A 13,816-nucleotide genomic window follows, 5' to 3' on the forward strand; every position below is an offset into this window, starting at 1 on the left:
TTGTTTTAACCATTTAGGATTTGCCAATGACTATCTCATCGCCGAACAATGCTCTTGTCACCTTGCAACAATTGGTTGAAGCCAATAGCAGTCATAAACAGGGTTTACAGCAGGTATGGACGGCGATGGTAGCGGCATCGGATACTCAGGCAGCGACTCAAGACAAGTCAAATCATATAAATGTAATCGCTAATATCCCATTTCACCAGTTCCGTTTAGACAGTCGTCAGCTCGAAACTAACGATGCATTCGTTCTCTTAAAAAGCCAGACACCAAACTTTCAAAAAAGCCGTGACTATCTATTCCAAGCTGCTAAAAATGCGGCTTTTATTCTATCGGAAGTCGATCCTATCGCGCTGTTTGCTACGGGGAATGTATCAAATTTTACTGATATCGTCTCATCAGGGGATAGTATCTCGAACGCACAGCAACAATTAGCTGCGCTATCTTGCCCTGTATTATACGTACCCAATATCCGTGATATTTTAGGTGATTTAATTCAATCTCGTTTGCAATATCAACAATCAGTGACTTTACCAAAGGTCGTTGCTGTAACGGGTACCAATGGCAAAACCACTATCAGCCAATTAGTAGCGCAATTAACTCAGTTAACTGGCATGAGTAGTGCAGTGATGGGTACAGCAGGTAATGGTCGACTTGGCGCATTAGTACAAGCTAGCCATACGACAGGCGATGCTTTAGCTGTCCAGCAGTTCTTGTATCAAATGGGCACAGAGCGCGCTGAACTCTTAGCATTAGAAGCCAGCTCTCATGGATTAGAACAGCAGCGCTTGCAAGGTATGCCAGTATCTGTGGCGATTTATACCAATTTGAGTCGCGATCACTTAGATTATCATGCCGATATGGCAGCGTATGCATCGGCAAAAGCCAAATTGTTTGATAAAGCACATTTTCCAGATTTGACGCATGCCATTATCAATATCGATGACGAGTATGCGCAGGTTATGATTGATACTGCGCAGGCTAGCAATGTAATCGTTTGGACCTATAGTTTAGATCCATCAAAAACAGCTACCTTTGTGGCGGCTGACATTAAGCCAAGCCTACAAGGTGTCGAAATTACCCTGCGTAGTGATATTAATAGTAATGGCTCTGGTAATGAGAACATAAGCAATATAAATATCGTGAGTCCATTACTCGGCCGTTTTAACGTCGCTAATTTGCTTGCGGCTATTGCTGCTTCAGTGGCGCTTAGTGTGAACTCAAACGATGTTGATAATGGAATATACAGTGACGTTGAGCGTATAGCTGCAGTTGTGCCGAAGCTACAGGGTGCTGTTGGACGCATGCAGCGTGTGCCGTCTAATGATGGCTGTTTTATCGTGGATTATGCGCATACGCCTGATGCATTGAGCCAAGTGCTGGCCAGCTTAAAGACCCATTGTAAAGGTCAGCTATGGGCAGTGTTTGGTTGCGGCGGAGATCGTGATGCAGGCAAGCGCCCATTGATGGCGCAAGCGGGATTGGCGGGTGCTGATCAAGTTGTTTTGACGGCTGATAATCCACGTACTGAAGACCCCAATGTCATTTTGCAAGACATGCAAGCTGGCATGAGTACAGAGCAATATCAACGTACGCATATCGAACCTGCGCGTCAAACCGCCATTGAGTATGCTGTCAGTCATGCCGCTGCCGATGATATTGTTGTTATCGCTGGTAAAGGCCATGAAACGTATCAAGAAATTAATCATGTCCGTTATGATTTTGATGACAGTGTCATTTTGCAGCAAACGCTAGCGCAAGCGGGCCGAGTATAGGCAATTGGCCATGACGGTTTTTTACGTCACAATCATTGAAAAGTCTAGGGTCTGTTGAACATTCAAATGTGGTGCTGGCAGTCACTATTTTTTTAGACAATATGCAGTGAAATTTTTGATGCCTAGTTATTCTAGGTGAAACAATTTCGCCATATATTGGCAAAAAATAGTACTGCCCTGAAAGGCTGATGCTAAAATTATCCCAAACGTTGTTACAATCCTAGCTAAGGTCTCGACATTATCGTCGACTTGCGCCTAGTTTGGTGCAATTTTAGCAATCAGCAGCCCTAATATTTGAATGTTCAACAGACCCTAATATTTATAAAAATTAAGTAGTCATCATATAAGGTAATCATTATGACAGCCGACAACGATACTGCCACTCAGTCGCAAGGGCTGTATGTCTGGAAAGTAGATAATCTGCTTGCTGCGACAGCATCTCTTGATGGTCATTGGCAGTTATCACCAGAACAAATAAATGCAGGACAGACCGAGTTATCAAACGACGCTGTCACTGGCAATCGTATCGCTACTGATACCCGTACGATAAAGCCAGGTGATATATTTTTAGCGCTGAGCGGTGATAATTTTGATGGTCACGATTATATCGATATGGCGGCATCACAAGGTGCTATCGCTGCTATCGTATCTCGTCCTGTTACCAGTCCAAACAGTATTCCGCAGTTGGTAGTGAGTGATACACGCTTAGCACTAGGTCAGTTGGCTGCTTATCGTCGCCAGCAGCACACAGATTTGACCGTGATTGCAATCACTGGCTCTAGTGGCAAGACCACTTGCAAAGAGATGCTTGGTAGTATCTTTGGTAGATTAGCGCCAACACTGATTACCCGTGGTAACCTAAATAATGACTTGGGTGTACCGATGATGCTGCTTGAGCTGTCGGATCATCATCGTTATGCTATCTTAGAGTTGGGTGCTAATCATATTGGTGAGATTGCCTATACGACTGAAATTGTTCAGCCTGATGTGGCTTGTATCTTGAATATTGGCACCGCGCATCTGGGCGAATTCGGTAGCCGTGAAGGCATTTGCCAGACCAAGGCTGAGATTTATAGCACATTAACCAATGACCAGTTTGCGATTGTTCCTGATAAGGATGATTTCACCAATCAACTGCGCCGTATCGCTGAAAAGCATACGTCTCATGTAATTGGGTTTGGTAATACTGACGTTAGTGCTAGCCATCTCGATGTAGAGCCTGAGCGCAGTGAGTTTAAGTTGCATATTGGCAGCCAAGTTCATGATATCAACTTGCCACTGGCTGGTGAGCATAATGTCAATAATGCTTTGGCCGCTGCTGCCTGTGCACACGCGCTCAATATTGCTGTCAGTGACATCGTGATTGGGCTTGAAAATGCCCGTCCAGCAAAAGGCCGTTTGAACAGTCAGTTGCTTGGTATGCATCGCTTAATTGATGATACTTATAATGCCAACCCTCATTCGGTACGTGCCGCTGCCAAAGTATTGGCCGCGCAGACTGGTACGCAAGTGATGGTATTAGGTGATATCGGTGAGCTCGGTGAAGCAGCTATCAGTGAACATCAAAGTTTGGGTCGTACCATTGCAACTACAGGCATCAATGTGCTGCTCTGTGTTGGTGAGTACGCCCCTTATACCGTTGCGGGTGCGCAAGAGATTGCTGATATTAGTGCCCATGCATTTGCGGATAAAGACAGTTTATTACAGTATTTACAGCCGTATTTGCAAGCGCAACAAGCGAAGCCTTGTACCGTGTTGTTCAAAGGCTCTCGTTCCATGGAAATGGAAACTCTTATAAATGCGCTAGTCGAGGAGTAGGCGGTGTTAGTTTGGTTGTTTGGCTGGCTTGGCCAGTATTATACGCCGTTTTCTGCGGTTTCTTCATTGACGTTGAGAGCATTACTTGCGGTCGTGACCGCGCTTGCTTTTAGTATGGCGTTGGGTGGACCTGTCATTCGACATCTGCGTTCGCTCAAGTACGGTCAAGCGATTCGTAATGACGGACCACAATCGCATTTGGCTAAAACGGGTACACCAACCATGGGCGGTGTCCTGATTCTCAGTGCCATTGGGGTATCGACGCTATTGTGGGCACGTCTAAACAATCCTTATGTCTGGATTTTGCTCGTTGTCATGGTTATTTTTGGGGCAGTAGGCTGGGCAGATGATTGGCTCAAGATTAAATATAAAAACCCTAAAGGCTTAATCGCTCGCAAAAAGTATTTTTGGTTATCGATGGGCGCGTTATTTGTCGGTATATCTTTGTATTATATCGCGACGTTACAGCCAGATATCGCAACTACCCGCGAGATGCAGGATTTGTTATTACCTATCTTTAAAGACTGGATGATTCCATTTTCGGCAGTGCCTTTTGGCATTGGTTTTATTATCTTTACCTATTTTGTGATTAATGGTGCTTCTAACGCTGTCAATTTGACCGATGGTTTAGATGGGTTGGCTATATTGCCAGTGGTTTTAGTCGCGGCAGGTTTAGGTGCGATGGCCTATGTATCAGGTGATGTACGCTTTGCTGATTACTTACATGTACCTTATATCGCTTACAACTCTGAAGTCATTATTGTCTGCGGTTCGATGATTGGTGCAGGGCTTGGCTTCCTATGGTTCAATGCGCATCCGGCACAGGTATTTATGGGTGATGTCGGCGCACTTGCCCTCGGTGCGATGCTTGGTACGATTGCGGTTATGACTCGTCAAGAGATTGCCTTCGCCATTATGGGTGGTTTGTTCGTCGCTGAAGCGCTATCGGTTATGCTACAGGTTGGCTCGTATAAACTGCGCAAAAAACGCGTTTTCCGTATGGCACCATTACATCATCACTTTGAAGAAATTGGCTGGAAAGAAACGCAAGTGGTGGCAAGGTTTTGGATTATCGCTATCATTCTTGTTATTTTAGGTCTAATGACTCTAAAGCTACGTTAACTTTAAAGCTATGTCGATATCGTCATTCTGATTGACGTTGAACCAATCTCAATACTGTTGACTAAAAAGCCACTTCAAATCCATTTGAAGTGGCTTTTTGTTTTCCAGCCATCACGTTTTTAACCGCTTCTTTTCTGCATGAACGAGTGCAAATTTTGCTAAAATGTCAATCATATTTGTATGACTTTGAGAAACCTGTGTCCTTATTTATCTGCCCCCTTTGTCAATCTCCACTACAGCCTGCTGCGGATACATGGCGCTGTGATGGTAGCTTACACCCTAAGCAAACAGCACATCCATTTGATGTGGCGCGTCAGGGTTATGTCAATCTGCTACCAGTACAGCAAAAAAAATCTAAAGCCCCAGGCGACAGTCAGCAATCTATTGAGGCTCGCAAGCGGTTTTTGCATGCTGGGCATTATCAGCCATTAAATGACTTAATTTGCCAAAAAATGGTGGCGTTATTGTCATCAAATGAACAGGTAAATTGGTTGGATATTGGCTGCGGAGAAGGCTACTACACACAGTCAATGGCGCAACTAGGCACGGAAGTTATCGATACTCTAATCGCTGCTGATATCAGTAAACCTGCATTGGTTGAATTGGCTAAAGTCAGCAAAATGGCAGGTCGGTTGTGGTATCAGCAGAATAAAGAGACATCTACTCAGACAACAGCGATTTATCCGTTAGTCACTAGCGCCGCACACCTACCATTACGCGCTCATAGTATGACGGGTATCAGTAGTATTTTTAGTCCCATTCTGCCAGAGGCTTTTGCTGAAGTATTGGCTGATAAAGGCTATCTAATCATTGCCAAGCCGGATGCAGGTCACTTGGCAACGATGCGTGATGCCTTATTTGATGATGTTCGCGAGCATGATTCTGATAAATTTTTAACAGAGTTGTCACCGTATTTCACGCTATTAGATACTCATCGTATCAGTACAGAGCTAACGTTATCAGCAGGTGATTTGGCTGATTTGATGACCATGACTCCCTATGCGTATCGTGCACGTAACGAGAAAAAACAGGCGTTACTAACAGCCGTTGAAACAAAGCCATTTCATACCGAGGCAAAGTTTGTGGTCTATGTTTTGCAAAAAACGACTGATAAGTAGTTTCTCATAACGGTGTGTTTATATAGATGTACTGTGTTGATGACGAGAATATAGCTAGCATTAATACTCTCCTAATAGCCAACCACTCACAAAGGCAAAATACTCACGGAACCACGCATTATAGCGGATGGATAAAGGGGTCGGACTGGCGACAGTAATAGGCTGCTGATAGCCTTGATGCTTGGCGATACTGGCTGCGCGAATGGTATGAAAGTCACTGGTCACAATAGCAATGGGCTCAGCGATAGACAGCCCGTTTGCTTCTAAGATGTCTCGGCTATTGGCTAAATTCTCTTCGGTACTGGTACTTTTACCTTCTTGTAAAATACGCTCGAAAGCAATGCCATGTGATTCGTGTAGGTACGTGGCCATGATATCGGCCTCGCTACGTGTACGTTGAAAGCCCACGCCGCCACTGGTTATGACCAATGCATTAGGTTGTGATTTGATTAGTGGTACAGCGCTATCTAGACGCTTGGCGAGGGTCGGTGTTGGTTTGCCTGCGACCGTTCCTGAACCCAATACAATAATCGCTGCCACAGTCGGTGCAGGCCCTTTGCTAAGCGTAATCTGCTGCTGTAATGACCAGATAAAAAGACCAAAGCTGATGAGCCAAATTGTAAACACAGCCCAGAGTCCATACCATAAACGATTTAACCAAGGGTTTCGGCTGAAAAATTTGCGAATGGCTTGCCAAAATAGCCCATGAGCGACAAAGACAATCCCTAATAGCAACGGTACTACCGAGCCAAAATTAATTTTACCGAGAGCCATCAAAGTAACACAGTCAACGATGATTACGATACCGATAGTGAATAAGATGACACGAGTGCTAGTAAGTAATGCTTTTGACATAGAAATAATACGCTTGTATGTAGATGACCGACATATTGGAAAATGGTTTTAAAGGTGACGAGTCTAAGATTATCACAGTCGTACATTATGATAGATGGATAGGATATGGATTTTTAAGGCGGGTCATCAATCATCAAATAAAAAAGAGCTCCCTAATTGGGAGCTCTTTTTTTGAAAGATATATAAAACTGCTATTTAAACAATCTCTAACGATGCATACCACGGACAGGATAGTTGTTTTCTGGATTTCTAATAAAAGCCAAACCGCCAGCCAGCACTTCTAGATCTGGACGGGCAAATGGTGCATTTGAGATGTCGAGAATTTGGATATTACCTTCTGCATTGATAACAAACAGACCAGGTTCAGCGAATGGATGATCAGTTTCTTTCTCTGAGCGTGGGTCAGAGATGTATAGACCTAGCGTGTTCATCTGCTCAACAGTTAGACCATAAGCGATAGGGAAGTTAATATCTAGCTCTTCTAGGTGGGCGTTTAATTGCTCTTTGCTATCACCTGAGATGGCGATGATATCAACGCCTACCTTAGCAAACGACTCTTTTATAGATTCAAGCTGAGTGAGGTATTGAGTACATTTTGGGCAATGTTTACCGCGATAAACAACGACCATTTTCCAGTCATGACCGTTTTCGGGCGTACCTAATGATTTTACTTCGCCATTTAGCATGGTTACGTCTATCTCTGGGAATTTTACGCCGGCATGAAGTTTTTGAGTGTAGTCTGTTGACATTATTTTTATCCTTATCGTTTTATTAAAAAGTTATTTATGTTGAATTTGATTGATCGTTCAATATGCTCAGTACCGATACTACAAATAAACGCTCAACAATGAAGTTGGCTTTTTGTTAGCGAGTGCAAGGTTTTATGACTGTCGGTAAATTTTTTATTTTATGAATCTAAAACGTATCTTCAGTTCCTTTAACTATTGATTATAGATATTTCTAATAGGAGCTATCACCAAACGTATCCTCGTAGCTGTCATACATTTAACCTTGTATCTCATTGCCTTTTTCGAGTCTCTTATATAGGTTTTCGTCTGCAAACAATACAACCAAATAAACACTATGTATCCATTGGATAGATATAACCACTTCTTATCCTAAGCCTACTCACCACGCTGTGCTATCAGTTCATTCCACACTGGTTATTCATTGATAAAAAGCGAGTGGTGATTAATGGGATAGCTGAGCTCGTATTTTGGCATGCCCTTTTAAGTAAGATGTTCATATTTATCACAAAATATATTCATGGAAAATGATGAATATTTCTGCTATACCTAGTTATACTAATTAATTTGGTTAGTTTATCTAATTAAATTAATTGGCTGTATGGATTTCTAATCTTACGTATCGGAGTTAAGCAACCATAAAGGACGATAACTATGAAATTAGCAAAAGCTGTACTCGCCAGCATCTGTATTTTACCGTTAGCCACCATCGCTTATGCTGAAGACGTTAATACTCAAAACTTACGTATCTCTGAAACCTCAATGATGAGTGTCAATGACGCGGCACCAGCAACCATGAAAATGCACAATGATAATGATCATATGGGCGAAAAATCGAACGCCATTCAAGACGGCAGCGATGTAGAAGTGGACAAAGAAAGAACGTGGCGCTGGCCTTGGCAGAAGAAGAACAAAGAAGTAGCGACACCTGAGCGTCCAAAGTGCTGTTAGTTCATTAACTATAAAGGACTACCACGATGAAATTATGGAAAGCCATTTTAACTAGCATTTTTATTTTTCCGTTAGCTATCATCTCTCATGCTGAAGACGTTGACACCCAACACTTACGCATCTCTGAAACCTCAATGATGAGTGTCAATGAAACAGTGCAACCAACCATGCAGAAAAAAGAAAAAGTACCGACAGATAATAAATCCAGTGCCATTAATAATTCAAATGATGTTGAAATGGATAAAGAACAAGGTTTCAGATGGCCTTGGCAAAGAAGAAAAGACAAAGCTCTTGAAGCTATCGAAGACTTTAAGAATCAATCAAGACCCTGAAGAGGCTCAGAGAGAAAATCCATCATGTGGATCATTTGATGGTAAACCTAGCGTAGTTTTTTACAGTAGTTTCAGCTATTCATAGTGGTTTGTTGATATTAAATACTTTTACACAAGGATGTATATTATGAATATTTATAAGCAAATAACGATACTGACACTTAGTATGTCTCTAATAGGGCTCAGCCATGCTGCCGATGATATGGCAGGTGCCAAAAGTGGTATGACTGTAACGGAAAACAGTGCGATTGCGGCGTGGACTCATAATTGGAGCACCACTGGGAAAGAGAAGAAAAAGGGCAAGGCAAACATGGTGTCCTCAAAGGTGAACGTGCCGTTGGAAGAGGATGCATCGCAAGTAGCCCTAACCGAGTTTGCTGAAAAAAATAACATGACGAACAAAAGCTACGGCGAGGTTTGTGGCGCATTCGTTGAAGGTGAGATGACTGAAACTAAGCGAGGAGGTCATCGTTGGGGCAAGTCTGACTCGCATTGGCCCAAAAAATCTTTTAAGATTTTTAAAGCACGCGAATTTACGAGCGGTGAAGAAGAACTGGCGAAAAGTGCAGGTCATCTATTTGGTAAAACCCGTAAAACCCATAACTGTATCACTACTAAAGTAGGGATCAACGATGAAAACGTTGAGCTTGAGTCTATGAAGCTAACAAAATAATTGAGCAATGCTACATATGCTATCTACGAGTAGAACAAGGTGACAGTTAAACGTTTAGCTGTCATTTTTTATGTACTAAGCCACATTTTGGAGAGTATTCATGAAAACTTTTTGTTACCTACTGGTGAGTCTGCTTTTTTTGTACTCTGCTCAAGCCAATGCCCTAAATACTAACGAGAAAATGATCAATGAGCTGTATCAGGATACTGAGCTTGATATTGATAATGTAGATGACGTTTTTGAATATGTGCTATCACAGACTGACGATACCCTCACTATTTACCCTTCAGAGGGCTATTATTACTTTAACTTTTACCATCAAGGCAACTTAATAAAAGGCAATATGTTGGTAGGTCATAAGTTAAGACAGCAGGGCAGCTTATCCTTTATATATTTTTATGACATAGCCGGAAAAGAACGGGGTGAATTTAAAACGCATCATAAACTATATAAGTCATCAGACATATTTAGCCTGAAAAAGCATCAACCTAACTTATATCAATTAACTTTCAAAAATATCAAAAAAAATCTTGAGATTAATCAGATAGAGCCGGATGCTGATTTTGTAAAGACGCTTGAGAGTCAAGGTTTTGAAGTCAACCTACCCATGATGGATGATTCGGGAGTCACACTCTATTTGGCATTTCATCCTACTACCAATAACTTCTATTATATTAATCCTTTATCCAGAGATGATGAATTTTACTATCCTTTTAGCGACGTACTTAAAGTGGGTGCTAGGACTCAGTTTGTCTACCTGCCTATGGAAAAATTTGCCATATTAGTAGGCGTTAATGCCAATAATGTTTACAAAAATAACTATTACGATGGCCCTTTTGATCAGCTCCCTGACGAGGCATTAGCTAATATAGACTATAAGTCTTATTTGTATCGAGTAAATCCAAGTTGGAAAGATAAAATATATGATGACGGCTATTTTATAAACGACCCTGACGCCCGTGTTGCACTGACCAATTATTTTGAATATCTATCGCTTGATGAACTCAAAAAAATCCAACCTTGTGCGTCTGATAAAAACCCGCTGCAGTGTTTAGAAGACAGTGGGATGCGCTTTTGATTTTGCACGATGCTTTCTTATATAAGAACACTGCTAGTTATCGTCATACGTTGTATGGCGATTAATGATAGTAGATCAGGCGAAGATATAGTCTATGGGATTTCCATAGTAAAAAACGCAATAGGACTTAACATTTTTTAAAGTGTATCTAAAGTAAAAATTGATATTATATTCTCAATATAATGAATTCATCATTTTGTCACTATAATTTTTTGTGTGAGTAACGACGAGTAGCCACGATGGTTAGACAGGTGCGTATACGCATATCAGTCTGACTATGACTAATTTTCAAATATCAATCCAAACGAGAGCGTGTTATGACCTTTATAAAAACGGCTCGAGCTTTCAGCTTGCTGGCTATTGTCACTGCCATACAAGTTTCATCACTGACCTCTGCCTACGCCCATGATCCTAGTGCACATACTCTGCCTGCCAAAGAATGGCAGATCATCGGCCAGCCTAGTGTCGCTGCTGATTTTATTAAATTAGAAGACGACATGGTTTATCTAACCGACAGTCACCATCAGCTACTCTCTTTTAACTTGTCAGACTTTTCAGCCAATGATCAAACCTATATTCTGGAAAAAAACGCCCATATTCAAGCGATCAATCAGCTAGCAGTGATTGAAAATCTAGTAAGTAGTAATCAGTTAACGGCTATCCAAAATCCAAGCGATACTACTGTTATCGCCAATGATAATGGGACTGCGCTAAACAAAATTGATGCGGAAAGTTCTGTTATAACGGATAACAGTGACACGCGCTCTGTTTTATTCTTCTACCTCTTGGGCGGCTTGATCTTAGCGAGTGGTTTGGTTTTCTTCTATGTTTTGAATATACGCCACAAAAAAAACCGAACCTCAAAAATGGCCTATTCAGTTTTTGGTGTATTGGGTTCAGCTGCGTTGCTTGTGGCTTGTAGCAGTACTGAGACGGCCCAAAATATCGGTGCAAAGACGAAAGAGGCGATTGCTCATTTGCCAGTACCTGCCAATGACATTGACTTTATGACCTCAGTATTTGGCTCATTTGATAACGTCAGTACCCATCATGATGATAAATATCTGTATGTCGAATCAAATGGTGTCCCAAGCCATGAAATGATGACAGGTATCACCAGTTGGCAACAGCAAGTACCTATCGACCAGGATTATACCAATGAGAACAGTTGGGTCATTCCCTTACAGCCTGAGCTTGCCGATGAGCCTTTGATGGCCAAAGACAATTTTATGAAAGGGGCCATCGCGATTGCAGCCAATGGCATTCCTATATTCAACCCATTAAACAATCGTGGTGAGGACGCCAAAGCATTCGGAGAATTAGACAATTGGGGCGGGCATTCTGGACGCGCTGATGACTACCATTATCATCTTGCACCAACTCATCTACAGTCACAAGTTGGTGAAGGTAAGCCCATTGCTTATGCACTAGACGGCTTTCCTGTCTATGGTGAAACGGATGATGAGCTGGATGAATATCTAGGCAAATTCAATGAAGACGGTAGCTATGAATACCATGCTACCTCAGAGTTTCCGTATTTAATTGCAGGCTTGCGCGGTAAGGTCACTGTGAACCCAGATACGACAGCGCCAGAAAATGAGATTGCACCGCAAGCGCATACGCACGGCGTTCGTCCAGCGCTAACGCCTTTGCGCGGAGCCGAGATCACAGATTACAAAATTATAAGCCCGACTCAATATAGTCTAACCTATACCCATGACGGTCAAGAGCATAAACTTAACTATGGTTGGGGTGCTACTGAAGCGACTAAAGATACTTATACTTTTGAGTTTATTGATCCAGAGGGTACGACTGTACAAACTTATAAACGCACTGATGATACACAGAAAAAATAATGTGCATCTAATGATAATAATCAGTTATAGAGACAAATAAGCTGAGTTTTAGACCATCTTATATAATGCTAAGGAATCCTAATGAAACCTATTTTAATACCTGCTTTGCTAACCACGACAACATCTGCTGTATTGCTAGCGGCGTGTAGCCAAACTCAAATAGACTCAGCGGCTACCGATGCCAATGAGCAAACGACGGCATCAATAAGTAGTGCAGATGCCAGCAGCTATACTGGCACCGCTAGCATCACCCAAGGTGTTGCTCAGACTGACGTGACAAACGCCTATGAATGTGACCGCGGTCGTCAAACCAACATCGGTAGTATCCAGTCAACTGACGGTAAAACATGGACAGTACCAGCAGCGACCAATTTGCTCAATACAGGTTTCCCAGTGGCATCCGACTTAAACAACCCTTGTACGGGCAACGACTATCGCACCGCCAGTGAAGCTTTATCTCAACTTGATGGCTCAGACATCATTGAAATAGACGCAGATGGCGAAGTGTATACCGCTTACGTCTTTGCAGATAATTATTTTGAGATGTATGTAAATGGCGTAGCCGTCGGACGTGACAATGTACCATTTACTCAGTTCAATTCAAACATTGTACGTTTTAAGGCAAAAGCACCGTTTACCGTTGCTATGCATCTGGTAGATTGGGAAGAAAACTTAGGTATTGGTTCAGAGAGTAATAACGGCTCAGAGTTTCATGCAGGAGACGGTGGTCTCGTCGCTGTGATCAAAGATAAAGATAACAACATCATCGCCAAGACCGATGAAAACTGGAAAGCACAAACCTTTTATACCGCGCCGATTAGAGACTTGTCCTGTGTTAGTGAGTCAGGTAGCGAGCGCCTATCTAGTAATTGTGTTACCACCGGCAATGTGCAAGATAGTTCGGCAGATTATGGCCTGCATTGGGAATTGCCTACCAACTGGCAACAAGCAGACTTTGATGACTCTAGTTGGCCGAATGCCACCACCTATAGTAACCAAACCATTGGGGTAGACAACAAATCAGCTTATACCAATTTCACAGATATTTTTGATAATGAAAAAGCAGATGCTGAATTCATTTGGTCAACCAATGTAGTACTCGATAATGAAGTTATCGTACGCTACACAGTAAATGGATTATAAAATCTGGAAAGTATTGGTGTTGTTCCAAACGAGCTGACAACACACATATTTAGGTTGGCAGGAATTATTTTAGAAAAATGGAGCAAGTCAGCTATATCGTTGGCTTGCTCTATAACCTGACGACAGGTCATACGTTAGAAAAAAACTCGCTATTTGTAGGAGTATCCAATGCGTATTCTACATTCAACGATATGCACATAAATTACTGACTAACAAACGTCACCGTCTTCGTACCGTTAATAGATGGCTGACTTAATGTCACCTTGCTTGCTAAGATATCGCCTTTAGCATTCTGATGAAGTGCTTGCCATTACTTACCTATTGACACGAGTCATGGCTCAGCTAG

The 13,816-nt window shown here is 42.2% G+C and carries 12 protein-coding genes; 10 read left to right on the forward strand and 2 right to left on the reverse strand.

Going from position 1 to position 13,816, the window contains the following annotated elements:
• The first annotated feature begins 26 nt into the window (after window positions 1-26).
• From I6E84_RS11030 to I6E84_RS11045, 4 genes are all read left to right on the forward strand, one after another.
• Window positions 27-1,778 (forward strand): UDP-N-acetylmuramoyl-L-alanyl-D-glutamate--2,6-diaminopimelate ligase, encoded by a 1,752-nt coding sequence (locus I6E84_RS11030; protein WP_197218029.1) that lies wholly within the window; start codon window positions 27-29, stop codon window positions 1,776-1,778.
• Between the two features lie 357 nt (window positions 1,779-2,135).
• Entirely contained in the window at window positions 2,136-3,596 is a 1,461-nt protein-coding gene (locus I6E84_RS11035; RefSeq protein ID WP_197218031.1) for a UDP-N-acetylmuramoyl-tripeptide--D-alanyl-D-alanine ligase, read from the forward strand.
• Window positions 3,597-3,599: 3 nt separating this feature from the next.
• Window positions 3,600-4,718: a phospho-N-acetylmuramoyl-pentapeptide-transferase gene (gene mraY, locus I6E84_RS11040; RefSeq protein WP_110923675.1), complete on the forward strand. Its 1,119-nt coding sequence runs from the start codon at window positions 3,600-3,602 to the stop codon at window positions 4,716-4,718.
• A gap of 197 nt (window positions 4,719-4,915) precedes the next feature.
• Window positions 4,916-5,836 carry a putative RNA methyltransferase gene (locus I6E84_RS11045; protein ID WP_320158642.1) on the forward strand — a complete coding sequence of 307 codons (921 nt, stop codon included), beginning with the start codon at window positions 4,916-4,918 and terminating at the stop codon, window positions 5,834-5,836.
• A 60-nt stretch (window positions 5,837-5,896) separates the two neighbouring features.
• On the opposite strand, the gene I6E84_RS11050 is transcribed toward I6E84_RS11045, so the two are convergent.
• On the reverse strand, window positions 5,897-6,691 hold the full coding sequence (locus I6E84_RS11050) for a YdcF family protein (protein ID WP_197218033.1): 795 nt from the start codon (window positions 6,689-6,691) through the stop codon (window positions 5,897-5,899).
• A gap of 206 nt (window positions 6,692-6,897) precedes the next feature.
• A complete protein-coding gene (locus I6E84_RS11055) occupies window positions 6,898-7,440 on the reverse strand; it encodes a redoxin domain-containing protein (protein ID WP_110923673.1) in 543 nt (180 codons plus the stop codon).
• A 651-nt stretch (window positions 7,441-8,091) separates the two neighbouring features.
• Between I6E84_RS11055 and I6E84_RS11060 the strand changes: the two genes are divergently transcribed.
• The 6 genes from I6E84_RS11060 (at window position 8,092) to I6E84_RS11085 (ending at window position 13,470) form a co-directional block, all read left to right on the forward strand.
• Window positions 8,092-8,388: a hypothetical protein gene (locus I6E84_RS11060; protein ID WP_194363816.1), complete on the forward strand. Its 297-nt coding sequence runs from the start codon at window positions 8,092-8,094 to the stop codon at window positions 8,386-8,388.
• A gap of 26 nt (window positions 8,389-8,414) precedes the next feature.
• A complete protein-coding gene (locus tag I6E84_RS11065) occupies window positions 8,415-8,720 on the forward strand; it encodes a hypothetical protein (protein WP_110923671.1) in 306 nt (101 codons plus the stop codon).
• Window positions 8,721-8,847: 127 nt separating this feature from the next.
• Complete coding sequence (locus I6E84_RS11070; protein ID WP_197218035.1) at window positions 8,848-9,393, forward strand: hypothetical protein; 546 nt, start codon at window positions 8,848-8,850, stop codon at window positions 9,391-9,393.
• A 100-nt stretch (window positions 9,394-9,493) separates the two neighbouring features.
• The gene (locus I6E84_RS11075) at window positions 9,494-10,471 is read left to right on the forward strand and encodes a hypothetical protein (RefSeq protein WP_197218037.1); all 978 of its coding nucleotides are present in this window, start codon (window positions 9,494-9,496) and stop codon (window positions 10,469-10,471) included.
• Window positions 10,472-10,788: 317 nt separating this feature from the next.
• Window positions 10,789-12,327 (forward strand): YHYH protein, encoded by a 1,539-nt coding sequence (locus I6E84_RS11080; protein ID WP_197218039.1) that lies wholly within the window; start codon window positions 10,789-10,791, stop codon window positions 12,325-12,327.
• Window positions 12,328-12,408: 81 nt separating this feature from the next.
• Window positions 12,409-13,470, forward strand: a complete 1,062-nt coding sequence (locus I6E84_RS11085; protein WP_197218041.1) for a hypothetical protein — start codon at window positions 12,409-12,411, stop codon at window positions 13,468-13,470.
• The last annotated feature ends 346 nt before the right edge of the window (window positions 13,471-13,816 follow it).

Origin of the sequence: Psychrobacter sp. SCQQ22 (assembly GCF_015864605.1) — a bacterium.
Lineage (GTDB): Bacteria > Pseudomonadota > Gammaproteobacteria > Pseudomonadales > Moraxellaceae > Psychrobacter > Psychrobacter fozii.